The organism is Frondihabitans sp. VKM Ac-2883, from assembly GCF_015350875.1.
In the GTDB taxonomy this organism is placed as follows: Bacteria; Actinomycetota; Actinomycetes; order Actinomycetales; family Microbacteriaceae; genus Frondihabitans.
The window spans coordinates 18939-42199 of the sequence record NZ_JADKSF010000003.1; the positions used below are offsets into that span (position 1 = coordinate 18939).

Sequence of the window (23261 nt, forward strand, 5' to 3'; positions counted from 1 at the left end):
CCGGCCGATCGGCCGGGGGTTCTTTCGTGCTCGGTGCGAGCTACATCTTCGGTTCGAGCCGCTTCTGCCGGGCGAACTCGGCGGGCCGGTCGGGGCCGTTCCAGATCGTGACGATGCCCCAGGCGACGGCGGCGATCGGCACGGCGAGGACGGCGCCGATGATGCCGCCGACGATGGTGCCCGCGGTCAGAGCGATGAGCACGACCAGGGGGTGCAGTGACAGGGAGCGCGCCATGACGACCGGCTGCAAGAAGTTCCCCTCGAGCTGGTTGACCACGATCACGATGATGACGACGCCAATGGCGGGCCCCAGCCCACTCGCCACGAGAGCCACCAGGGCGGCAAGGATCCCGGCGACCGTCGCTCCGACCAGAGGCACGAAGGCCGACAGGAACACGATCACCGAGAGCGGAAGCGCGAGGGGCACCCCGAGGGCGAAGAGCCCGATGCCGATGCCGACGGAGTCGACGAGGGCCACGGTCGCCGTGCCGCGGATGTACCCGCCGAACGTCGACACCGTCTTCTCGCCGATGCGCTGCGCGCGCTCGAACTGCTCGCCGGTGAAGGGGCGTTCGATGAAGGCCCAGATCTTGGGGCCGTCTTTCATGAAGAAGAACAGCACCACGACGAAGAGAGCCAGGCCGGTGACGAAGCTGCCCGCGGCCGAGACGCCGGCGAACGCGCCGCTCGCGAACGAGGCGCTCTGCACGAATTCGACGGCCGAGTCGAGCCCCTTCTGGATCTGGTCGTCGGTGATGTGGAAGGGACCGTCTTTGGCGAAGTCCTGTAGCTGCCGAATACCGGCGGTCGCCTGCTTGGCGAGGTCGTCGACCTGGTTCTGAACGGCGTTGACGATGAGCCACACCACGAGGCCGAGAATGACGATGATGGCGACCAGCGCGATCCAGGTCGCGAGGATCGACGGGACGCCGTGCCGCCGCATCAGCTCGAGAAGCGGGTAGATCGCCGAGGCGACGATCAGGGCCAGCACGACCGGGATGACGACGAGGCTCAACTGCGTCATCGCAAAGACGAGACCGATCGCCACGATGATGACGAGGATGATCTGAAGACACCGGGTCGCGAGCCGCCCGAAAGCATCAGACCAGATGTTCCTCTGCGCCGACCAGGTGAGGGCCCGAACTTTGTCGGGAGCCTCCGTCATGGCTGGCGATGAGGTCTTGCGGCGGAAAAGGCCCACTGGTCTTCTGCTTTCGTCGTCGGTCACACCACCGTACCCGTCGGCCGTATTCTGGGCGCGTGCCAACGCGTCTCATTCTTGTTTCGGATACCCATGTGCCGCAGCGGGCGAAAACGCTTCCCGACGAGGTCTGGGCCGAGATCGACCGCGCCGACGTCGTGGTGCACGCGGGCGACTGGAACCGCCTACCCCTACTGGACGAATTCGAGGATCGCGCGTCCACCCTGATCGCGGTCCGCGGCAATAACGACGGGCCCGAGTTCGACGACCGCCTGCCGCTCGTGGCGCGCGCGGAGATCGACGGAGTCCGTCTCGCCGTCGTGCACGAGACGGGGAGCAAGGTCGGACGCGAGACGCGACTCGACGCCCAGTTCGGAGACGCCGACCTCGTGATCTTCGGGCACAGCCACATTCCGTGGGATTCGACCTCGGACGCCGGGCTGCGGATCCTGAACCCGGGATCGCCGACCGACCGCCGCCGCCAGCCCCACCGCACCTATCTCACACTCGTGCTCGACGCCGGGGCGATCCGCGATGTCGAGCTGCACCGGCTTCCGACCGTCTGAGCGCTACTTCTTCTTCGTGGGTGTCGAGGTCTTCGTCGGTGTCGGCGAGGGTGTGGGCGACGGCGACGAGGTGGCCGTGTCGGTGTAGCTGTTGCCCGCCGCGGTCACGACGAATTTGCTGAAGTCCTCGGGGGTGAAGGGCGAGATGTTCTGATACTGCTGACCGTTGACGAGCACCGTCGGGGTTGACGTGATCTTCGGTACGGCGGTGCCGTCGAGCGGCCCGGCGAGCGCCCGCTGGGTGGCTGAGACAGCCCAGGAGGCGTACGTCTGATCGTTCACACACTTCGAGATCTGGCTCGTATTCGTCATTCCGCTGACGCCCTTGATCAACGAGATCAGCTGGGTGTTCGAGAGCCCCGTGGTCTGCTCGTCGGGTTGCCGGTCGAACATGGCCGTATTGAAGTCGAAGTAGGCGTCGGGCGAGTAGTTGGCGACGCAGGCTGCCGCAGCGGCGGCGCGCTGGGAGTACTTGGACCCCAGCGACATGTTCGTCAGGATGGCGATCGGGTGATATTCGACCGTCGCCGCACCCGATTCGACCAGGCCCTTGATGTAGTCGTTGTTCGCCTTCTCGAATTCGCCGCACACGGGGCAGAGATAGTCGAGATAGATCGAGATCGTGACGGTGTCGGCGGCGGGAGCGGTCGACGAGGGCGTCGACGTCGAGGTCGCGGACGACGACGACTGCGGAGTAGATGAGCCGGAAGAGGACGACTGGGGAGTCGCCTCGCCGGATACGGCCTTGAAGCCCTTGCCGATCAGGATCCCGTCGCCGACCATGTTCGCCGGGGTCTTTCCGGCCTCGGGAACCGATCCGCGGATCGCGATGGTGGCACCGACCACGAGAGCGATGATGACGACGGCCACTCCGGCGATGATCGCCCACCGCCCGCGACGAGCCCGCGCCTTCTGCTTGCGACGGGCGAGCTGCGCCTTCTGGCGAGCCGCCGTCCGTCGATGATTTCGGGCGGAAGAACTCTCGCCCCGGCGGTTTTCCGGCGTCTGGCCCGGTTCATTGTCAGTCATGATCTCGGACCAGCGTAGAAGCTTTTCCGGACCAAAGTCCACGCGGGTGGATGCCCTCGAATTGTTCTACCCCCAAGCGGGGGGTGTACTGGACGGTTCGGAATGCCATAATGAGCGAGGCCGTCAGCGAGGATCGCCTCGACTGACTGTCATCCATTCACTACGGATCGTCCGGCACGTACCTGCCGGTGAAGGAGAAACATCATGGCGTCTGTGACGTTCAGCAAGGCAACCCGTCTCTACCCCGGTTCGACCCGCCCCGCGGTCGACGGCATCGACCTTGAGGTCGCGGACGGCGAATTCCTCGTGCTGGTCGGCCCTTCCGGTTGCGGTAAGTCGACCACCCTGCGCATGCTCGCCGGCCTCGAAGAGGTCAACTCGGGCGACATCCTCATCGGCGACCGCAACGTCACCGACGTTCCGCCGAAAGACCGCGACATCGCGATGGTGTTCCAGAACTACGCGCTCTACCCGCACATGACCGTCGCCGAGAACATGGGCTTCGCGCTCAAGATCGCCGGCGTCGGCAAAGAAGAGCGCGCCACCCGCGTGCTCGAAGCCGCCAAGCTTCTCGACCTCGAGCCCTACCTCAGCCGCAAGCCGAAGGCCCTCTCGGGTGGTCAGCGTCAGCGCGTCGCCATGGGCCGTGCGATCGTCCGCCAGCCCCAGGTGTTCCTCATGGACGAGCCGCTGTCGAACCTCGACGCCAAGCTCCGCGTCCAGACCCGCACGCAGATCGCCTCGCTCCAGCGCCGTCTCGGCGTCACCACGGTCTACGTCACGCACGACCAGACCGAGGCGCTCACCATGGGTGACCGCATCGCCGTGCTGAAAGACGGCGTGCTGCAGCAGGTCGGAACCCCCCGCGACCTGTACGAGAAGCCCGACAACGTGTTCGTCGCCGGCTTCATCGGCTCCCCCGCCATGAACCTCCTTCCCGCCGACGTCGTCGACGGCGGAGTTCAGTTCGGTTCGAGCGTCGCCTCGATCGAGCGCGACATCCTCTCGCAGGCCACCTCGAAGAGCGTCACCGTCGGAGTTCGCCCCGAAGACGTCGTCGTCAGCACCTCGGGCGAGGGCCTCAAGGTCGCGGTCGACGTCGTCGAAGAGCTCGGCGCCGACGGCTACCTCTACGGTCACGCCGACGTCAACGGCCAGCGCGCCGACATCGTCGCCCGCGTCGACGGCCGTACGCACGCCTCCGCCGGAGACACCGTGTTCATCACGCCGCAGGCGCACCACCTGCACGTCTTCGACACCGAGTCGGGCCTCCGCCTCGGAGACAAGGCCGTGGTGTCTGCTTAGTCACACCTCAGAGACGGCCCGCCCGTGCCACCCCGATCACGATCGAGGGGCCGGGCGGGCTGTTCTCGTGTAACGACTGCCCGGATCCTGCGCTCCCCTCCGAACGGAAACCCGTGACCTCCCTCAACATCACCTCGGCGACGGCCGACCCCGCCCTGCTCGACCTGCCGTGGAACCTGCCCCTCGACGTGTGGCCGGAAGACTCGATCGCCACGCTGCCGAAGGGGATCTCGCGACACTTGGTGCGGTTCGCCTACCTCAGCGGATACGTGATCGCAATCAAAGAGACGTCGGGCGAGATGGCCCGGGGCGAATACGAGATGCTGCGAACACTGCAGCGGATGGACATCCCCTGCGTCGACCCGCTCGCCGTCATCACGAACCGCCACGACGACGAGGGCAACGAGCTGAACCCGGTGCTGGTCACGCGCCACCTCAAGTTCTCACTGCCGTACCGCGCCCTCTACTCCCAGCGACTGCGACCCGACACCGCCGCGCGGCTCGTCGACGCGCTGGCCCTGCTACTCGTGCGCCTGCACATCATCGGCTTCTACTGGGGTGACGTCTCGCTGTCGAACACACTGTTCCGGCGAGACGCCGGCGCCTTCGCCGCCTACCTCGTCGATGCCGAGACCGGCAAGCTCTACCCGGGCGGCCTCTCGAACGGCCAGCGGGAGAACGACCTCGAGGTGGCCCGCGTCAACATCGCCGGCGAGCTCCTCGACCTCGAGGCTGGGGACCGCCTCGACGAAGACCTCGATGCCGTCGAGGTCTCGGCCGGGATCGTCGCGAAGTACCGCAGCCTCTGGAAAGAGTTGACCGGCACCGAGACCTTCTCCGATTCGGAGCGCTGGCGCATCAACGACCGCGTCGAACGCCTCAACGACCTCGGCTTCGACATCGAAGAACTCGCGATCAAGACGACCGAGGGCGGAACACAGGTCAAGATCCAGCCCAAGGTCGTCGACGCCGGCCACCACTCGCGGAGGCTCCTGCGACTCACGGGTCTCGACGCCCAAGAGAACCAGGCTCGTCGGCTGCTCAATGACCTCGACGCCTACCGGTCGAAGAACGACCGCTCGGAGCTCGACGAAGAGATGGTCGCGCACGAGTGGGCCGCCCGCGTGTTCGAGCCCGTGATCCGCTCGATCCCCCGAGACCTGCGCGGCCGGCTCGAGCCCGCCGAGGTCTTCCACCAGCTGCTGGAGCACCGCTGGTATCAGTCGCAGGCGGAGAACCGCGACGTGCCCATCGCCGAGGCGCTGACGTCGTACATCAACGAGGTGCTGCGGCACCGTCGCGACGAGCAGATGGTCATCGCGCCGCCGACCGGAGCGATCACTCTGCCCGTGGCCGTCCAGGCCGACGAGGACGACGACGAGGACTGGCGCTCGAAGGTGTGAAGCACTGCTTCACCGACGACGAGACCCGCACGGTCGGCGTAGACACCTCTCCTAGGGCGAGGGTCTGTGCCGCTCGTGCGGGTCTGTGCCGTTCGTGCGGGTCTGTGCCGTTCGTGCGGGTGCAGGCGTGCGGCGGGGCTACTTCTGGTTCTTGCGCTCGGCGCGCAGCTTCGAGATCTCGTACAGCGTCACGCTCGCGGCGATACCGGCGTTGAGGCTCTCGGTCGAGGCCGTGATCGGCACCGACACAATTGCGTCGCAGGTCTCGGTGACAATGCGCGAGAGACCCTTGCCCTCGCTGCCGACGACGATCACAAGCGGCTGGTCGGCGAGGTCGAGCCCCGGCAGCTGCACGTCTCCGCCGCCGTCGAGGCCGAGCACGAAGACGCCGCGGTCTTTGAAGGCCTTGAGCGTCTGGGTGAGGTTGGCGGCCATCGCGACCGGCACGCGCGACGCGGCACCGGCGGAGGTCTTCCACGCCGACGCGGTCACGCCGACGCTGCGACGCTGCGGGACGATGACGGCCTGGCCGCCGAACGCGGCGACGGAGCGGATGATCGCCCCGAGGTTGCGAGGGTCGGTGATGCCGTCGAGAGCGACGAACAGTGGCTTCTGACCGCGGCGCTCAGCCTGGTCGAGGAGCTCCATCGGGTGCGCGTACTCGTACGGCGGCACTTTGAGCGCGAGCCCCTGGTGCACCGAATCGGGGCCGGTGAGGCGGTCGAGCTCGGGGCGCATGACCTCGAGGACGGGGATCCCGCGGCGAGTTGCGAGGGTCAGGACCTCTTTGACGCGGTCGTCCATCTCGAGACGGGCGGCGATGTAGAGCGTCGTGGCGGGAATCCGGGCACGGAGAGCCTCGAGCACCGAGTTGCGGCCGGTCACGATCTCGTTGTCGTCGGCCTGCTTCTTGCCGCGGGGCGGTGCTGTGCGATCGGGAGCCGTGCGGGCGGTGCGGATGGGGCGCTCGGCCGAGCTTCCGGCGCGGCCTTTGGCGGCGACGAGTCGATCCTGAGCAGCCTTCCGCTTGCCGGCGGGGTGGTACGGACGATCCTCGGCGCGAGGCGTGGGCTTCTTGCCCTCGAGGGCCTGGCGACCCTGCCCTCCCGAACCGACCTGCTTGCCCTTACCGCCCTGGCGGACCGCCCCGGGGCGACCCTTTCGTTCTCCTTGAGTGTTCTTCACTGTTCCAGGCTCCAATGCGATCCGGTCGGGCTGTCTTCGATGGTGATGCCCGCAGCGGCCAGGTCGGCTCGGATGCGGTCGGCGTTCGTGAAATCTTTGGAGGCACGAGCGCTCTGACGCGCTTCGATCAGCTTCTCGACGAGAGTGCCGAGCGCCACCTGAGCGGCGCCGTCGCCACTGCCGCTCCACTCGGAGGCGAGCGGGTCGATGCCGAGCACGGTGACCATGGCCAGAACGTGCTGCCATTCGCGGGCGGCCGCGTCAAGGTCGTCGTCGTCGAGCGCGGCGTTGCCCCGGCGCACCGTGTCGTGCAGCACTGCGAGCGCCTGCGGCACGTTGAGGTCGTCGTCCATCGCCTCGGCGAAGGCCGTCGGCACGACGCGAGCGCCGACCCCGGCGAAGCGAGTGCCGGCCAAACGACGACCTGCGCGGCCGAGGAACACCTCGATGCGGTCGAGGGCGGCTTCCGCCTCGTCGAGCGCACCCTCGTGGTAGTCGATCGTCGAGCGGTAGTGGGCGGCACCGAGGAAGTACCGCACGACGATGGGGCGTGCCAGTGCAAGGAACTCGGAGGCGAAGATGGAGTTGCCGAGCGACTTCGACATCTTCTGGCCCTCGACGTTGACGAGCCCGTTGTGCAGCCAGTGCCGTGCAAACCCGTCGCCGGCGGCCGTCGACTGGGCCAGCTCGTTCTCGTGGTGCGGAAAGCGGAGGTCGAGCCCGCCACCGTGGATGTCGAACTCGGGCCCGAGGTAGCGGCGCGACATCGCGGAGCACTCGATGTGCCACCCCGGTCGCCCGGCACCCCACGGCGACATCCAGCTGGCCGACTCGGGCTCGCCCGCCTTGCTGCCCTTCCAGAGGGCGAAGTCTCGGGGGTCGCGCTTGCCGCGCGGGTCGGCGTCGGTGGCCGAGGCCATGTCGTCGAGCTTCTGGTTGGTCAGGGCGCCGTACGTGGGCCAGGACGCCGTGTCGAAGTAGACGTCGCCCGACTCGTCGGGGGCCGGGTACGCGTGGCCCCGCTCGATGAGCCGACTGACGATCGTCTGCATCTCGGTCACACTCGCGGTGGCCCGTGGCTCGTAGGTCGGCGCGAGGATGCCGAGCGCGTTGTAGCCCGCGGTGAATTCGAGCTCGTACCGGTAGGCCCGTGCCCACCATTCCTCGGTCGTGTCGGACGAGAGGGCGAGGATCTTGTCGTCGATGTCGGTGACGTTCCGCACCAGGGTCACGTCGAGGCCGCGGTAAGCGAACCAGCGACGCCAGAGGTCGTAGACCAGGGCGGACCGGAGGTGACCGATGTGCGGCGACGACTGAACAGTCGGGCCGCAGACGTAGAGACCGACTTTGCCGTCGACGAGCGGGACGAAGTCGACGACCGACTGCGTTCGGGAGTCGTAGAGGCGAATGGTCACCGCCACAGTTTAGGCGGGCGGTACCGCCGGGGTCTCCACAGGGGTCGACCGCACCGACACGAGAGCCGTCGCGATCACGGTGACACCCTCGCCTCGGCCGGTGAAGCCGAGCCCGTCGGTGGTCGTGGCCGAGACCGAGACGGGGGCGCCCAGGATCCTGGTCAGTTGCGTCTCCATCTCGACCCGCCGTTTCGCGAGGCGGGGGCGATTGCCGATCACCTGCACGGCGACGTTCACGACGGTGGCGCCCACCGCGTCGAGGATCTCGCGCGTTCCCTCGAGGAAGACGACGCCCGACGCCCCGGCGTAGCGCGGATCGGCGGTGCCGAAGCGCGAGCCGATGTCGCCCTCCCCCGCGGCGGACAGCAGCGCGTCGACCATCGCGTGAGCGACCGCATCGCCGTCGCTGTGGCCAGCGAGACCGGGTTCGCCCGGCCAGTCGAGCGCACCCAGGCGAAGGGGCTGGTCGGCGTCGAAGCCGTGCACGTCGATGCCGATGCCGACGCGTTGCACGTCGGCGGGGCCAGCGGGCCCGGGGGCGCTGGGCGCAACGGGGCCGGCCGCGAGCATCTCGGCCCGCTGCAGATCCCATGGCGTGGTGACCTTGAACGCCTCGGCGGCACCCGCGACGACGGTCACCTCGTGGCCGGCCGCGGCGAAGAGCGCGGCATCGTCGGTGTATTCAATGGGCACTGCTTCGACGGACGGGGCGTCGACCGGCGGGGAGCCGGCCAGTGCGCCGGCATACGCGGCGTCGAGCTCGGCCCGCGGAAACCCCTGCGGCGTCTGAATCGCGACGAGCTCCGACCGGTCGACCGTGTCGACGACCGCGCCCGCCATGTCGACCCGCTTGATCGTGTCGCTGACGGGCAGCCCGGGAACCACTCCGTGGCCGAGCGACTCGACAGCCGAGGCCACGAGATCGAACTGCGGGGAGGGCGTGAAGCAGCGAGCCGCGTCGTGGACGAGCACGGTGCGGGCGGTGTCAGCGACGTGGGCAAGCCCTCGGGCGACGGAGGATTGGCGAGTGCTGGATCCTGATGTCACTGTCACGAGGTGGGCCACGCGCCCCGCAGTCGCCAGAGCGATCGACCGCGCCTCGTCGACGAGGTCGGCGGGTACGACGAGCACGATCTGGAACGGAGCGGACGAGCCGAGGATCCCGCGCAGCGCCCACTCGAGAATCGTTCGACCGGCGACCTCCACGAAGGCCTTCGGCCGGCCCCCACCCAGGCGCGTACCCGAACCCGCGGCGACGACGATGATCGCGCGGCTCGGCCGGTCTGCGCTCGCGCCTACGATGCGAGCACCTCGTCGAGCCGCGTCTGTGCCGCGGTCTCGTCGATGTGCTCGGCCAGAGCCAGCTCGGAGACCAGCACCTGACGCGCTTTCGCCAGCAGGCTCTTCTCACCCGCGGAGAGACCCTTGTCGTGGTCGCGGCGCCACAGGTCGCGCACGACCTCGGCGACCTTGCCGACGTCGCCCGTCGCGAGTTTCTCCTGGTTCGCCTTGTAGCGACGCGACCAGTTGGTGGGCTCTTCGGTGAACGGCTCTCGAAGCACGTCGAAGACCTGCTCGACGCCCTCGCTGCCGATGACGTCGCGAACCCCGACGAGGTCGACGTTCTCGGCCGGCACCTCGATGACGAGGTCGCCCTGGGCGACCCGGAGCGTCAGATAAAGCTTCTCGGTGCCCTTGATCACACGCGTCTTCACCGCTGTGATCTCGGCCGCTCCGTGATGCGGATAGACGACGGTTTCACCGACCTCGAAGTGCATGGGGGCTCCGTTTCTGGGGGCGCCAGATTACCACGGGGTCGGTCGTGGGCGAGCGGTCATGAAAACCGCGCCGACGCTCCTAGGCTAGGCTGAAAGGGCAAATCGTCACCTTTTCTGGAGGAACCTGTGAGAGCACGCACCACGGCAGCCGTCGTCATTGCCGGAGCCGTGATGGTCCTCACCGCGGGGTGCAACTTCATCAGCCCGCAGACGACCACCGAGGTCTACGACGCGAGCGACGGAGTCAACACCACCGTCGGCGACATCGAGGTGCGCAACGCCATCGTCTTCACCGAGAACGGCGACGAAGCGAGCCTCAGCGTCGTGGTCATCAACAACGGTTCGTCCGCCGCCGACGTCAAGTTCCAGTACGAGGCGCTCGGGTCGACCGAGACCGCCGTGATTCCAGTGGCCGCGAACGGCGAGACCGATCGCGGCACGCAGGGCGGCCAGAAGCAGACGATCCTCAACGGCATCGGCAAGCAGCCGGGCTCGCTGCTCACCGTCTTCATCCAGTCGGGCACCGACACCGGCAAGAAGCTGAACGTTCCCGTGCTCGACGGCTCGCTCACCCAGTACGCCACGCTGCTTCCCTCGCCGAGCCCTTCGACCGGCACGATCGCGACGTCGGAGCCCCGCAGCACCGAGCCCGCCGAGACCGAGACCACACCGGCTGGCTAGAACAGCCCCCGCTTCGCACGAAGGCCCCGACCAATTTGTCGGGGTCTTCGTCGTTCAAGTTCGGCGCGATTGCCGGGCGGGCCCGGACTATAAAGCTACGCCTCGATGCGATAGCCCAGGCCGCGCACGGTGACGAGCGCCACCGGCTCCGACGGCACTTCCTCGATCTTCGAGCGGATGCGCTTGATGTGCACGTCGAGGGTCTTGGTGTCGCCGAAGTAGTCGGAGCCCCAGACCCGGTCGATCAGCTGGCCGCGGGTGAGAACGCGACCCGCGTTCCGCATCAGCAGTTCAAGGAGCTCGAATTCCTTCAGCGGCATCGCGATGTCGGTGCCGCGAACGGTGACGACGTGCCGTTCGACGTCCATCGAGATCGCGCCGGCGGTGAGGAGCGAGTCGGAGAACTCCTCCAGGTCGACGCGGCGACGGAGGACGGCCCGAATGCGGGCGAGGAGCTCGCGGGTCGAGTACGGCTTCGTGACGTAGTCGTCGGCGCCGAGCTCCAGCCCGACCACGATGTCGACCTCGCTGTCTTTGGCGGTCAGCATCACGATCGGCACCTGCGAGCGGTTGCGCAGCTCACGGCAGACCTCTGTGCCGGAGAGACCGGGGAGCATGAGGTCGAGGAGCACGAGGTCGGCACCCTCGCGGTCGAACGCTGTGAGGGCCTTCTGCCCGTCATCGGCGACGGTGACCTGGTAGCCCTCCCGCTCGAGGATGAAGGCGAGGGGCTCGGACAGGGACTCTTCGTCTTCGACGATAAGGATGTGGGTCATTATTCGTTCTCTCCTCGGACGGGAACCGTGGCCGTCGAGGCCTCGGGTAGAAGGATCGTGAAGGTGGAGCCGGAACCGAGCTGCGACCAGAGACGGATGTCGCCGCCGTGATTCTGAACGATGTGCTTGACGATCGCCAGGCCGAGACCAGTGCCGCCGGTCCGCCGTGATCGAGCCGGGTCGATCCGGTAGAAGCGCTCGAAGATGCGCTCCTTCTCACTGTCGGCGATGCCGTCGCCCTGGTCGGTGACAGCGATCTCGACGATGCCCCGGTCGGTGACGTTCGCGCCGATGCCGATGCGGGAGTCGTCGGGCGAGTAGTGCACCGCGTTGGCGACGAGATTGTGCACGGCGACGGCCAACATCTCGCTGTCGCCGACGATGCTGGCGTGCTTGCCGCCGCGCGTGATGATCTCGATGCCGCGCGCCTCCGCCTCGACCCGGTTGCGCTCGACCGCGGCGTTGATGACGGAGCGCACGTCGACGAGCTCGGGTCCGCTCAGCGGGTCGGCCGACTGCAGGCGCGAGAGCTCGATGATGTCTTGGGTGAGGCGGCCGAGGCGAAGAGACTCTCGCATGAGGCTCTTGGCGAAGTGCCGCACCTGCTCGGGGTCGTCGGCGGCCGACTCCATGGCCTCGGCGAGCAGCCCGACCGCGCCGATGGGCGTCTTCAGCTCGTGGCTGATGTTCGCCACGAAGTCGCGCCGGACCTCTTCGAGGCGGTGCGTCTCGGTGTGATCCTCGGCGAGCACGACGACGTATCGCGTTCCGAGTCGCGAGGCCCGCACCAGCATGCGCAGGTCGGTCTCCTGCCGGAGGCTCCGTGCGAGAAGCAGCTGCCGGGTGACCGGGTGGTCTTCGTCGCGCGCCGTCTCGATGAGATCGACGATCTCGGGGTGGACCACCTGGTGCGCCTGCACCAGACCGTTGGCGATCGCCATCGCCGAGGCCTTCTGCACGTTGTTCGACGGGTCGACGACGAACCCGGCCGACTCGAGGGTGTCGAGCATCGCGCCGATCCCGTCGGGCAGAGACGCATCGCTCAGCGCCCGGGCTCGACGGCCCCGCTGAACGGAAGCCACCACGAGCAGGACGAGGCCCGCTCCGACGATGACGCCGAATGCCAGAGACAACGGCACCAGCCAGGGGGAGGACATGAACCTCAGGTTAGTGAACGTCTGGTGGACTGCTAGAACAGAGCCACATCCGTGCCGAGTACGTTGGAGAGTGTTCGCCTGGCCATCACCCGCCGTTAACCTCGACGGGAGAGGCTCGTCGAGACTGCGCGGGCGACGTTTCGCGTACCAGCACCATCACTGACACCGCGGCCGAGCCGCGACGAAAGGGTCGACCAAGACTATGCGCGAGGTATTCCAGCAGGAGCTCCAGGAGGTCCAGGAGCGGCTCGTCGAGATCTCGTCGCTCGTGGCGGTGTCGATCGACAACGCCACTCGCGCGTTCCACGACTCCAACGTCGGCCTCGCCGAGCAGGTCATCGCCGACGACGACCGCATCGACGCTCTCGCGATCAGCCTCGACGAGCTCGCTATCGACATCCTCGCGCGGCAGAACCCGGTCGCCCGAGACCTCCGCATCGTCGTGAGCGCACTCCGCATCTCGGCCTCCCTCGAGCGCATGGGCGACATGGCCGAGCACATCGCCCAGCTCGCCCGCTACCGGTTCCCCGAGAAGGTCGTGCCGAAGAGCCTCCGACCGACTTTCACCGAGCTCGGTGAGCTCGACGTCGCGATCGCCCGCAAGCTCACGCAGCTGCTCACGACCGAAGACGTCAGCCTGGCCGAAGAGATCCGCAACGACGACGACCGCATCGACGAGCTGCACCTGAGCGTGTTCGACAAGGTTCTCGGCGAGACCTGGAAGGGCGCTCCCGCCGACACTGTCGACGCCACGCTCGCCAGCCGCTACCACGAACGATTCGCCGACCACGCCGTGTCGATCGCCAAGAAGGTCCAGTACCTGGCGACCGGCGACTGGGTGGGCGTCGAAGCCTGATCCGCGCGGCCACGAGGCCTGGTGAGACGCTGAGGGCGTCTCTCCAGGCCTCTTTCCGTTGCGTCACGGTTTGTGTTCAACTCTTGACGACACTCGTTTGGGAGGCAATGATTCGTCCGTGTCACATCTCCAAGGTCCAACGACGGGCCACCGCCAAACAGCCTCGAAGGGACAGCCCCCCTCGACGGGACGGGCACCCGCGACGGGCCAGTCCGCGCCCACCGGGCAGAGCCCCGGCTCTCAAACCTCCCTCCGCAAGCGCAATCAGCAGCGCGTCGTCGAGGCGCTCGTCCGTGTCGGCGCCTCGACGCAGGCGGATCTCGCTCGCCGCACCGGCCTCTCCACGGCGACGATCTCGAACATCGTCAGCCTCATGGCCAAGAACGGCCTCGTCAGCCTGACGCCGACGACGAGTTCGGGCCGTCGCGCCGTCTCCGTGCAGCTCCTCACCCACAACGGCGCCGTCGCGGCCGGTATCGGCTTCGGTCGACGGCACCTCCGGGTCGTGCTCGTCTACCCCGACTACACGATCGCGGCGGAAGAGAACATCGTGTTGCCGCAGCAGTACGACCCCCGCGTCGGCTTCGACATGGCCCGAGACGTGTTGACCCGCCTGCTCAGTGACAAGGGCATCCCCTGGGACGCCCTGAGCGGCGTGGGGGTCGGGATCCCCGGGTCGATCGACCGCCGCGATCTCATGCCGGTGATCGGAACGGTATGGGCCGAGTGGGCCTTCGTCGACGTCGTCGTCGAGCTGGAAGACCGCCTCGGGGTACCCGTCGTGATCGACAACGACGCGAACCTCGGCAGCGTCTCGGAGACGATCTGGGGTCTGTACGGCGGGGCGCGAAACCTCGTCTATCTCAAGGTGGGCTCGGGAATCGGCGCCGGATTGATCCTGAACGGCCAGCCGTTCAACGGGGCGACCGGGGTGACCGGCGAGGTCGGTCACGTGCAGGTCGTGCCCGACGGTCAAGCCTGTCGCTGCGGCAACCGCGGCTGCCTCGAAGCGGAGGCCTCCATCCAGGCCATGCTCGACCGGCTAAGCACCGTCACGCCCATCCAGACCACCGAGCAGCTCGTCGCCGCCGTCCTCGCCGGCGACATGGCCGCGCTCCGCGTCATCGAGGATGCCGCGCGGCTCATCGGCCGAGTCGTCGGCGACCTCGCCAGCATCCTCAGCCCTGAAGTGATCGTGATCGGCGGGCCCCTCGCCGCCCTCGGCGACCTGCTCCTCGAACCGGTGTCTCGGTCGTTCGCACGGCATGTGCTCCCTCTCGTCAGGGACGCGACCGAAATCGTGGCGTCGACGCTGGACGATCGCGGCGAAGCGCTCGGAGCCGCCGCGCTGGTGTTCCATCAGGCGGCCGTCCGCGTGATCTGACCCGTCGGATCCTTCGTGCGTCAAAAACTGAAGGATCCGCGGAAACTCAACGATCGCAGCCTGGTGACCGCGAAAGTGAGCGCTCTCATTGAGGCCGGTTCGTAAAGCCGTTACAAATTCGTTGCGTTAACCTTTTGACGCCAGCCAGCGATCGGCCTAATGTAATCCCGGGCCAGGTGCCCAACGGGCGACGAAGCTCCCCGACAACGATGTCTAGCAAATGGCGGTGCACAATGGTTGGTGAACCCACCATCCTCGAGATGCGCTCGATCACCAAGGAGTTCCCTGGTGTGAAGGCTCTCTCCGACGTGAACCTGACCGTGAAGGCCGGCGAGATCCACGCGATCTGCGGCGAAAACGGTGCAGGCAAGTCGACTCTCATGAAAGTCCTCTCGGGCGTCTACCCGTTCGGCACGTACACGGGCGATGTCGTCTTCGAGAACCAGGTCGTCCAGTTCTCGGGCATCAAGCAGTCCGAGGCCGCCGGCGTCGTGATCATCCACCAAGAGCTGGCCCTCATCCCCGAGCTCTCGATCACCGAGAACATCTTCCTCGGCAACGAGCCCGGCAAGCGCGGCGTGATCAACTGGATCGAAGCCCAGCGCATCGCCAAAGACCTGCTCGCCCGCGTCGGCCTCGCCGAAGACCCCGACACCAAGATCAAGTCGCTCGGTGTCGGCAAGCAGCAGCTCGTCGAGATCGCCAAGGCCCTCAACAAGAGCGTGAAGCTGCTCATCCTCGACGAGCCCACCGCCGCCCTGAACGAGGGTGAGTCGCAGCACCTGCTCGACCTCATCGTCGGGCTCAAGGGCAAGGGCGTCACTTCGATCATGATCAGCCACAAGCTGAACGAGATCGAGCAGGTTTCCGACACCATCACGATCCTCCGCGACGGCAAGACCATCGAGAGCCTCGACGTGAAAGCCGACGGCGTCAACGAAGACCGCATCATCCGCGGAATGGTCGGCCGCTCGCTCGAGAGCCGGTTCCCCGACCGCACGCCGAACATCGGCGAGAAGTTCTTCGAGGTGCGCAACTGGACCGTCCGCCACCCCCTCGACGCCGAACGCCTCGTCTGCAAGAACGAGAACTTCTACGTGCGCCGCGGTGAGATCGTCGGCTTCGCGGGCCTCATGGGCGCTGGTCGCACCGAGCTCGCCATGAGCGTCTTCGGCCACTCCTACGGCACCTACGTGTCGGGCGAGGTCTACAAAGAGGGCCACGAGATCCGCACCGACACGGTCAAGCGCGCCATCAAGAACGGCCTCGGCTACGTCTCGGAAGACCGCAAGGCTCTCGGGCTCAACCTGCTCGACACCATCAAGCGCTCCACCGTCGCCGCTGGCCTGCCGAAGATCACGCACAACGGCGTCGTCTCAAGCGTCGAGGAGTACGAGGTCTCCGAGCGGTACCGCCGCAGCCTCCGCACCAAGGCGAACAACGTCGACCAGGGTGTGTCGAAGCTCTCCGGCGGCAACCAGCAGAAGGTCGTCCTCGCGAAGTGGATGTTCACCGACCCCGACATCCTCATCCTCGACGAGCCCACCCGCGGCATCGACGTGGGTGCGAAGTTCGAGATCTACGGGATCATCCAAGACCTGGCAGCCCAGGGCAAGGGCGTCATCCTCATCTCCTCCGAGCTCCCCGAGCTCCTCGGCCTCTCCGATCGGATCTACACGATCTTCGAGGGCTCCATCACCAACGAATTGACCGCAGCTGAGGCGAACCCCGAGTCGCTCATGGTCAGCATGACCTCGAAAAGGACCACGGTTCGATGACGAACATCAAGAAGAACATCGACAGCATCCTCGGCAACAAGGGGGGTGGAATCAGCCAGTACGGCATGATCATCGCGCTCATCGTGATCATCGTCGGGTTCCAGATCTGGACGGGCGGCACCACGCTCGATCCCGGAAACGTCATCAACGTCTTCCAGCAGTACTCCTACATCCTGATTCTCGCGATCGGCATGGTGATGGTGATCGTCGCTGGCCACATCGACCTCTCGGTCGGGTCGGTCGCCGCGTTCACCGGCATCATCGTCGCGCAGTCGATGGCCTCCTGGCACTTCGCCTGGTGGGGTGCGATCCTTATCGGCCTCGCCGTCGGCGCCCTCGTCGGCGCGTGGCAGGGGTTCTGGGTCGCCTACGTGAAGGTGCCCGCCTTCATCGTGACCCTCGCCGGCCAGCTGATCTTCCGCGGGGCGAACCAGATCATCGGTAACTCGACCGCTCTCCCCGTGCCCGACGACTACCAGAACATCGGCGGCGGCTTCATCCCCGACTTCGGTCCGGGCACCGGCTACAGCAACGGCACGCTCCTGCTCGGCCTCGTCTCGATCATCGCGATCGTCGTCTTCGAGTTCCGCGGACGCACCAACCGCGTCAAGATGGGCGCCGAGCCGGCTCCCCTCTGGACCAGCATCGTCCGCATCGTCGTACTCGCCGGCGTCACCGCCTTCGCCACCTACCTGTTCGCCTCCGGCCAGCCCAACACGAGCGTGCCGATCGTCGCCATCATCATGGGCGTGCTCGTGATCATCTACGGCTTCGTCACCAACACCACCACCTTCGGGCGCCACCTCTACGCGGTCGGCGGCAACTCGCACGCCGCTGTGCTCTCGGGCGTCAACTCGCGTCGCGTGAACTTCCTGGTCATGATGAACATGTCGGTTCTCGCCGCCGTCGCCGGAATGGTCTATGTCGGCTATGCGGGATCCTCGGGCCCCTCCGACGGAACGGGCTGGGAGCTCGACGCCATCGCCGCCGTCTTCGTCGGTGGTGCCGCGGTCGCCGGTGGTGTCGGAACCGTCATCGCCTCGATCATCGGTGCTCTCGTGCTCGCCTTCCTGGCCAACGGCCTGTCGCTCAAGGGCATCGATACGAACCTCGTCCAGATCATCCGCGGTCTCGTGCTGCTGCTCGCCGTCGCCTTCGACGTCTACAACAAGACGCAGGGCCGACCGTCGATCATCGGCTACCTGACCCGCGGGTTCGGTCGCAAGAAGAACGACGACGCGCAGAAGCCCGGCCCCGACGCCACGGCTCAGCCCAAGTCGATCGACGACGACTCGCCGGTTCTGCTTCCGTAACCCCTCAGCCCGCTCCATTCCCAGCCACAAATCCGGGATGCGCACCACTCATCCCACAGCACCGGGTGCATCCCGCACTCACATCCCCACAATGAAAGAAGCATTTCAATGAAGAAACAGCTCATCGCCGGCTTTGCCGTCGCAGCGCTCACCGTGGTCACGCTGACCTCCTGCTCCGGCAACACCGGCCGGAGCGATGCGGGCGCCAGCGGTTCCACCGCCACCATCCCCAAGGGCTCCACGATCGGCGTCTCGCTCCCCGCGAAGACCTCGCAGAACTGGGTCCTCGCCAAGGCCGCCTTCGAGGACTCCCTCGCCAAGGCCGGCTTCAAGGCAGACGTGCAGTACGCCGCCGCCACCAACACGGTTCCCGACCAGCAGAACCAGATCTCGGGCATGATCACCAAGGGTGACAAGGCCCTGATCATCGCCGCCCAGGACGGCGCTCAGCTCGGCACGCAGGTGAAGCAGGCCAAGGCCGCCGGAATCCCGGTCATCGCCTGGGACCGCAACATCACCGGCACCAAGAACGTCGACTACTACGTCGCGTTCAACAACTACAAGGTCGGTCAGCTTCAGGGACAGGCTCTGCTCGATGGCCTCAAGACCAAGGGCAGCGGCCCGTACAACATCGAGCTCTTCGCCGGTGCTTCGACCGACGCCAACGCTCCGGTGTTCTTCAACGGTGCGATGAGCATCCTCCAGCCGAAGATCGACGACGGCACCCTCAAGGTCGTCTCCGGTCAGACGTCGTTCAGCGCGGTGTCGACGGACGGCTGGCTCGCCCAGAACGCCCAGACCCGCATGAGCAACCTGCTGCAGAAGAACTACGGCTCGACCAAGCTCGACGGCGTCCTCTCGCCGAACGACACCCTGGCCCGCGCCATCATCCAGTCGGTGAAGTCGGCTGGTAAGCCCGGCATCATCGTCACCGGCCAGGACAGCGAGACCGCTTCGATCCCGCTGATCATGTCTGGCACGCAGTACTCGACCATCTACAAGAACACCGCCGAGGAGGCCCAGGCCGCTGTCGACCTGGTCACCACGCTGTCCGAGGGCAAGACCCCCAAGACGGTCATCGACAAGAAGAACAACTACAACGGCGTCATCACGGTTCCGGCCGTGGCGCTGACCCCCGTCCTCGTCACCAAGGACAACGCAGCCGAGGCATACAAAGACAACACGACCCTCGAGCCGCTCACCAAGTAGCAGCACTCGTTACCCACGAAACCCCCGCACGAGCTTCGGCTCGGGCGGGGGTTTCGCCGTGCGCGGCTGCCCTACGGTGGTCGCTATGACAACTTCGAAAGCGCGCGGCTGGCTGTTCCTCGTCATCGCCATCATCTCGGAGGTGTCGGCGTCGCTGTCGTTGAGGGGCGCCCTCGACCACCCCGGGCTGTACGTCGTCGTGGCGATCGGCTACCTCGTCGCCTTCGCCGGGCTCGCCCTCGTGCTCCGCACCGGCATGGCGCTCGGGGTCGCCTACGGCATCTGGGGCGCGAGCGGTGTCGCGCTGACCGCCGTGCTGTCGCTCGTGATCTTCGGCGAACCGCTGACTCTCGTCATGGGCATCGGCATCGTGGTCGTCATCGCCGGGGTGCTCTGCGTCGAGCTCGGGGCTCAGGCCGCCCACCGTGACGCGGCCGGCACCTCGACCACCACCGGAGGGATCGCCCGATGAAGTGGCTCTTTCTCGTCGCCGCGATCCTCTTCGAGGTCGCCGGCACCCTCTCGCTCCGCATGGCCGTCGACGACCGCCGCTGGTACATCCCCGTCGGCATCGGCTACATCGTGGCATTCACCTCGCTGTCGCTCGGCCTCGGCCAGGGCCTTCCGCTCGGCGTCGCCTACGGCATCTGGGCCGCCTCCGGGGTGGCCCTGACCGCCGTCGCCAGCAAGTTCCTCTTCAAGGAGCCGCTGACCTGGCTGATGGGCCTCGGCATCGTCTTGATCGTCGGCGGAGTGCTCTTGATCGAGGTCGGGTCGAGTCACTGAGCCGGGGCGAAGGATCCAGCGCTCCCCGCTCCGGTCAGCGCCTGCCCGTAACCTGGAGCGAATCGGCGACTACGCCTCTTCGAGCACGGCCTCGGCGCGCGCCGGGCTCCCCTCGGCCAGCCCAGCGTCGATCGCCCGCCGCGACGCGAACAGCATGACGGCTCCGACGAGGAGCACGAGCACCTCGGTGACCGTCAGCGCCCAGATCACGCCGCCGAGCCCGAACCACAGGTTTCCGAGCAGCACGATCGGGATGAACAGGATTCCCTGCGCCATCGACATCGTGATCGCCGCCGTGGCGCGTCCGGTCGCCTGGAACAGCGACGTGATGAGGCCGGTGAACCCGTTGGCGATCATGGCGACGAGCTGCGCCGTCAGGATCACCGCGCCGATGGCGAGCACCGAACGGTCGGCGACGAATGCGCCGAAGATCGCATCGCGGAAGAGGAACACCCCGACGGCTGCCACCACGGTGATCGAGCCGACCGTGAGGGCCGAGGCCCGCAGAGCGGCGGCGAGACGGGCCCGGTCGCCCTTGCCGAACGAGTAGGCCAGCAGCGGCAGAACGCCGAGCGTGACGCCCATCACGAGAAACTCGGGCACCTGCGCGATGCGGACGGCGACGCCCATCGCGGCAAGCGGCCCGTCGCCATAGGCCGAGGCGAGGTTGTTCAGCACGAGCGAGGTGACGATGAGGAACGCCGACTGGAGCAACTCCCCCACGCCGATGCCGAAGACCGGCTTCAGCACGGCCGGCGAGAGCGTGAACCAGCGCGGCGCCAGGCTGATGTGCTCGCTGTGCCGAGTCAGCCAGGTGACGAAGTAGACGATCGTGACGACGTTCGACAGGCCGATCGCGAGGCCGGCACCCGCCACACCCCAGTGCAGCACCAGGATGAAGAGCACGTCGAAGACGAGGTTGGCGACGGTCGAGGCGATGAGGCCGATCATGACCTGACGGGCCGCCCCCTCCGACCGAACGAGCTGCTCGAGGCAGAACGACACTGCGAGCACGGGCACGAAGGCGAGCATCACACCGACGAAGGAGCTGGTCGGGGCGACGGCGGCACCGTGGGCGCCGAGCACGGTCACGAGGTTCGGCAGCAGGAGCAGACCCGCAGCAGCGAGCACGGCACCGACGATCGCGGCGCCCCAGACGGCGAACGACGCCACGTGCTTGATCTGAGCGGCTTCGGTCGGATCCTTCTCGCTCGCCCCGAGAAGCCTCGAGATGAGGGCACTGCCGCCGACACCGAAGACCCCGCCGACCGCCATGACGAGGCCGAGGATCGGCGCGCCCAGGGTGACGGCTGCGAGCAGCGCACTGTCGTGGAGCGAGCCGATGAAGCCGGCGTTGACCACGTTGTAGACGGCGCTGACGATCATCGCCGCGGCCATGGGCACGCAGAGGTGGAGGAGGGCGCGGACCATCGGCGCAGAGGCAAGGTACCAACGGTTGGTGCCGACCGTGTCGGCGGTGGTGGAAAATGAGGTGCTCATAGCTGCTCCTTATTCCGGGCAGGCGAGCCTGTTCCCGGTGCTTTGGCGCGCGCCGAAGGACGCCGGCACGGCGAGGGGAGAATTCAGGATCCGCTCCCGCGGCCTGCGGGAACGGGGTCGGTCGCGGCTAGTCGCGCGTGGGCCTCGGCAGCACTGCAGTGACCTTCGTCAGCAGCGAGTGGAGCGTGGCGCGCTCGGCCGTGGAGAGGGGTGCGAGGATCGTCTCTTCGGTGGACGCCATCGCGACGTCGAAGCCGGAGATGAGCTCGGCGCCCTCGGCGGTGGCGTAGACGCGTTTGATGCGCGCGCTCTCGCCGTCGGCGCGGCGCTCGACGAGACCGCGCTTCTCGAGCCCCTGCAGGAGGCTCGAGACGCTGGCCGCGCTGGTGCGGGTCATCGCGGCGATGTCGCGCTGGATGGAGCCGGGAAACTGCACCAGAAACCCGAGCGCAAAACTCTGCTCGTGAGTGAGCCCGCGTTCGCGCACCCATTCGAGGCCGGCCTGCTGCTGTGCCCAGCCGATCCACCGGAGCAGCTCGAGGCTGGTGGTGAGGTCGGGGCCGTTTTCGTTCACGATCAGAACACTAACCGTTAGATATCGAACTGTCAATGATCGAACTGTATACAACGGTGGCGGGCGGTCTGGTGGCAGGCCGGCGTGCGAGAGAATCGATGCATGGCCCAGGTAGCGATCATCGTCAACGGAACCCCTGACCCCCGCAAGTCAGAGATCTCGTCAGCACTCGGGATCCTGCTCGGCTGCCCCGTGCTGAAGCCGGGCGCCGTGCAGGAAACCCTGACGCAGGCGACGGGGCCCGTTGCGCCGCGCGAGGGTATTCGCCGGCTGGCCATCGAGACGGTGTGGCGCACGGCCGGGCTGATCGACGCCGGCGTGGTCGTCGACGCCTTCTTCGAGCGGGCCGACGCCGATGCGGTCACCGGCGGCATCGACCTGGCCGGCTCACCCCGCGTCGTCGAGGTCTGGTGCGGCGCCCCCGGCGGCGAGCTCGGCCTCACCCCGTTCGTGCAGGTCGACGCCGTCGAGACCGTCGACATGGACGCCCTCGTGCAAGAGATCAGCGCCCTCTTCGTCTAGTCGCGAGGAGAGACGACGCTCGCCACAGCGGGCGACCGAGGCTTGTCCGAGGTCCGCTGCGGTGAGCGGCGTCTCGCCCAACCAGTACAGTTCAGGATCCAAGCGCAGCGCGAACGAACCGGAGCGCATCGGCCGGGTCGACGCCGAGATCCTTCACCCGCTCGGCGTAGACGCACGCCGCCTGCTGGGCGGCTACCTCGGGGTCGGCGCCCTGCGCGCGCACAACCGTGCCGTTCCGCCCCCGCGTCTCGATGAGACCCTCGGCCTCCAGTTCGCGATACGCGCGGGCGACGGTGTTCGGAGCGATGCCGAGGTCTTCGGCGAGACGCCGCACTGTCGGCAGACGGTGGCCGGCGGCGAGGACTCCCCCGCGCACCTGGCCCGCGAGCTGACCGCGGAGCTGCTCGAAGGGTGGTGTCGGAGAGCGGGGGTCGAGTGTGATCACGAGGGGCTGGCTCCTGCGATTCTGAGGGCCTCTTCGGCCGGTGTACGACGGCGGGATCCCGGCCAGAACTGCTCGAGGTACCAGGTGCGGGTGTTGCGGAACCCGATGCTGAAGAGGATGCACCCGAGCAGCAGCGCGATCATGATGACCACGTCAGCGGGGCGCAAATCGACGGGCCCGCCACCCGCGCCGATAACCGCCCAGTAGCCGCCCAGGGCGAGCGCCGCGGGGTACACCGCGAAGCTCACGTAAAAGTACAGATCCATACCCACCCCTTTGTACCTACGACTGTAGCAATGTGTCACTACAAAGCAAGGGGCGCAATAGCAAACCCGCCTGGTCGGCGTAAAGAGCCGCCCTAGGGCAGGTGTTTAGGCCGTTCAGGCGGGTTGAGGCCG

Annotated in this window: 24 protein-coding genes; 12 read left to right on the top strand and 12 right to left on the bottom strand. The window is 67.1% G+C overall.

Annotation, left to right across the window (positions count from 1 at the left end; genetic code table 11):
• Positions 1 to 40 precede the first annotated feature (40 nt).
• Positions 41 to 1201, bottom strand: coding sequence for an AI-2E family transporter (locus ITJ49_RS06370; protein ID WP_370544426.1), 1161 nt, complete (start codon positions 1199 to 1201; stop codon positions 41 to 43).
• 59 nt (positions 1202 to 1260) lie between these two features.
• Here ITJ49_RS06370 and ITJ49_RS06375 point away from each other — a divergent pair, with 59 nt between their 5' ends.
• Positions 1261 to 1767, top strand: coding sequence for a metallophosphoesterase (locus ITJ49_RS06375; protein ID WP_370544395.1), 507 nt, complete (start codon positions 1261 to 1263; stop codon positions 1765 to 1767).
• Positions 1768 to 1770: 3 nt separating this feature from the next.
• On the opposite strand, the gene ITJ49_RS06380 is transcribed toward ITJ49_RS06375, so the two are convergent.
• A complete protein-coding gene (locus tag ITJ49_RS06380) occupies positions 1771 to 2796 on the bottom strand; it encodes a thioredoxin domain-containing protein (RefSeq protein ID WP_194602996.1) in 1026 nt (341 codons plus the stop codon).
• A gap of 204 nt (positions 2797 to 3000) precedes the next feature.
• Between ITJ49_RS06380 and ITJ49_RS06385 the strand changes: the two genes are divergently transcribed.
• Positions 3001 to 4101: an ABC transporter ATP-binding protein gene (locus tag ITJ49_RS06385; RefSeq protein WP_055965316.1), complete on the top strand. Its 1101-nt coding sequence runs from the start codon at positions 3001 to 3003 to the stop codon at positions 4099 to 4101.
• Between the two features lie 113 nt (positions 4102 to 4214).
• Positions 4215 to 5504 carry a DUF4032 domain-containing protein gene (locus ITJ49_RS06390; RefSeq protein WP_194602999.1) on the top strand — a complete coding sequence of 430 codons (1290 nt, stop codon included), beginning with the start codon at positions 4215 to 4217 and terminating at the stop codon, positions 5502 to 5504.
• Between the two features lie 138 nt (positions 5505 to 5642).
• On the opposite strand, the gene rlmB is transcribed toward ITJ49_RS06390, so the two are convergent.
• Genes rlmB through ITJ49_RS06410 form a run of 4 tightly spaced genes read right to left on the bottom strand, consistent with a single transcriptional unit; the run spans position 5643 to position 9882 of the window.
• Positions 5643 to 6689, bottom strand: a complete 1047-nt coding sequence (gene rlmB / locus ITJ49_RS06395) for a 23S rRNA (guanosine(2251)-2'-O)-methyltransferase RlmB (RefSeq protein WP_055965310.1) — start codon at positions 6687 to 6689, stop codon at positions 5643 to 5645.
• Entirely contained in the window at positions 6686 to 8104 is a 1419-nt protein-coding gene (gene cysS, locus ITJ49_RS06400; protein ID WP_194603001.1) for a cysteine--tRNA ligase, read from the bottom strand. Before cysS ends, rlmB begins: the two co-directional genes overlap by 4 nt.
• A gap of 9 nt (positions 8105 to 8113) precedes the next feature.
• Positions 8114 to 9406, bottom strand: a complete 1293-nt coding sequence (ispD, locus tag ITJ49_RS06405; RefSeq protein ID WP_194603967.1) for a 2-C-methyl-D-erythritol 4-phosphate cytidylyltransferase — start codon at positions 9404 to 9406, stop codon at positions 8114 to 8116.
• Complete coding sequence (locus ITJ49_RS06410) at positions 9400 to 9882, bottom strand: CarD family transcriptional regulator (RefSeq protein ID WP_194603003.1); 483 nt, start codon at positions 9880 to 9882, stop codon at positions 9400 to 9402. Before ITJ49_RS06410 ends, ispD begins: the two co-directional genes overlap by 7 nt.
• Before the next feature lie 126 nt (positions 9883 to 10008).
• Here ITJ49_RS06410 and ITJ49_RS06415 point away from each other — a divergent pair, with 126 nt between their 5' ends.
• Positions 10009 to 10563: a hypothetical protein gene (locus tag ITJ49_RS06415; protein ID WP_194603004.1), complete on the top strand. Its 555-nt coding sequence runs from the start codon at positions 10009 to 10011 to the stop codon at positions 10561 to 10563.
• Positions 10564 to 10658: 95 nt separating this feature from the next.
• Here the strand turns inward: ITJ49_RS06415 and ITJ49_RS06420 are convergent, their stop codons facing one another.
• Together ITJ49_RS06420 and ITJ49_RS06425 are read right to left on the bottom strand one after the other, a co-directional pair.
• Positions 10659 to 11339: a response regulator transcription factor gene (locus tag ITJ49_RS06420; RefSeq protein WP_055965295.1), complete on the bottom strand. Its 681-nt coding sequence runs from the start codon at positions 11337 to 11339 to the stop codon at positions 10659 to 10661.
• Positions 11339 to 12496 (bottom strand): cell wall metabolism sensor histidine kinase WalK, encoded by a 1158-nt coding sequence (locus ITJ49_RS06425; RefSeq protein WP_194603007.1) that lies wholly within the window; start codon positions 12494 to 12496, stop codon positions 11339 to 11341. The genes ITJ49_RS06420 and ITJ49_RS06425 overlap by 1 nt, the downstream gene beginning before the upstream one ends.
• Positions 12497 to 12698: 202 nt before the next feature.
• Between ITJ49_RS06425 and phoU the strand changes: the two genes are divergently transcribed.
• The 7 genes from phoU (at position 12699) to ITJ49_RS06460 (ending at position 19822) form a co-directional block, all read left to right on the top strand.
• Positions 12699 to 13352 carry a phosphate signaling complex protein PhoU gene (gene phoU / locus ITJ49_RS06430; protein ID WP_055965290.1) on the top strand — a complete coding sequence of 218 codons (654 nt, stop codon included), beginning with the start codon at positions 12699 to 12701 and terminating at the stop codon, positions 13350 to 13352.
• Positions 13353 to 13470: 118 nt separating this feature from the next.
• Positions 13471 to 14736, top strand: a complete 1266-nt coding sequence (locus ITJ49_RS06435) for an ROK family transcriptional regulator (protein WP_194603010.1) — start codon at positions 13471 to 13473, stop codon at positions 14734 to 14736.
• 233 nt (positions 14737 to 14969) lie between these two features.
• Positions 14970 to 16514, top strand: a complete 1545-nt coding sequence (gene mmsA / locus ITJ49_RS06440; protein WP_228514182.1) for a multiple monosaccharide ABC transporter ATP-binding protein — start codon at positions 14970 to 14972, stop codon at positions 16512 to 16514.
• Entirely contained in the window at positions 16511 to 17827 is a 1317-nt protein-coding gene (gene mmsB / locus ITJ49_RS06445) for a multiple monosaccharide ABC transporter permease (RefSeq protein WP_194603014.1), read from the top strand. Before mmsA ends, mmsB begins: the two co-directional genes overlap by 4 nt.
• A 108-nt stretch (positions 17828 to 17935) precedes the next feature.
• The gene (locus ITJ49_RS06450) at positions 17936 to 19036 is read left to right on the top strand and encodes a sugar-binding protein (protein ID WP_194603017.1); all 1101 of its coding nucleotides are present in this window, start codon (positions 17936 to 17938) and stop codon (positions 19034 to 19036) included.
• Positions 19037 to 19121: 85 nt separating this feature from the next.
• Positions 19122 to 19508, top strand: coding sequence for a multidrug efflux SMR transporter (locus ITJ49_RS06455; protein WP_194603020.1), 387 nt, complete (start codon positions 19122 to 19124; stop codon positions 19506 to 19508).
• Positions 19505 to 19822 (top strand): multidrug efflux SMR transporter, encoded by a 318-nt coding sequence (locus ITJ49_RS06460; RefSeq protein ID WP_194603023.1) that lies wholly within the window; start codon positions 19505 to 19507, stop codon positions 19820 to 19822. Before ITJ49_RS06455 ends, ITJ49_RS06460 begins: the two co-directional genes overlap by 4 nt.
• Positions 19823 to 19891: 69 nt before the next feature.
• Here the strand turns inward: ITJ49_RS06460 and ITJ49_RS06465 are convergent, their stop codons facing one another.
• Together ITJ49_RS06465 and ITJ49_RS06470 are read right to left on the bottom strand one after the other, a co-directional pair.
• Positions 19892 to 21322, bottom strand: coding sequence for an MATE family efflux transporter (locus ITJ49_RS06465; protein WP_194603026.1), 1431 nt, complete (start codon positions 21320 to 21322; stop codon positions 19892 to 19894).
• 127 nt (positions 21323 to 21449) lie between these two features.
• On the bottom strand, positions 21450 to 21896 hold the full coding sequence (locus ITJ49_RS06470) for a MarR family winged helix-turn-helix transcriptional regulator (protein ID WP_370544396.1): 447 nt from the start codon (positions 21894 to 21896) through the stop codon (positions 21450 to 21452).
• Positions 21897 to 21998: 102 nt separating this feature from the next.
• Here ITJ49_RS06470 and ITJ49_RS06475 point away from each other — a divergent pair, with 102 nt between their 5' ends.
• Complete coding sequence (locus tag ITJ49_RS06475) at positions 21999 to 22418, top strand: hypothetical protein (RefSeq protein WP_194603029.1); 420 nt, start codon at positions 21999 to 22001, stop codon at positions 22416 to 22418.
• A 91-nt stretch (positions 22419 to 22509) separates the two neighbouring features.
• Here ITJ49_RS06475 and ITJ49_RS06480 read toward each other — a convergent pair whose 3' ends face one another.
• Entirely contained in the window at positions 22510 to 22863 is a 354-nt protein-coding gene (locus ITJ49_RS06480) for a GntR family transcriptional regulator (RefSeq protein ID WP_194603032.1), read from the bottom strand.
• Positions 22860 to 23129, bottom strand: a complete 270-nt coding sequence (locus tag ITJ49_RS06485; RefSeq protein WP_194603035.1) for a hypothetical protein — start codon at positions 23127 to 23129, stop codon at positions 22860 to 22862. Before ITJ49_RS06485 ends, ITJ49_RS06480 begins: the two co-directional genes overlap by 4 nt.
• Between the last annotated feature and the right edge of the window lie 132 nt (positions 23130 to 23261).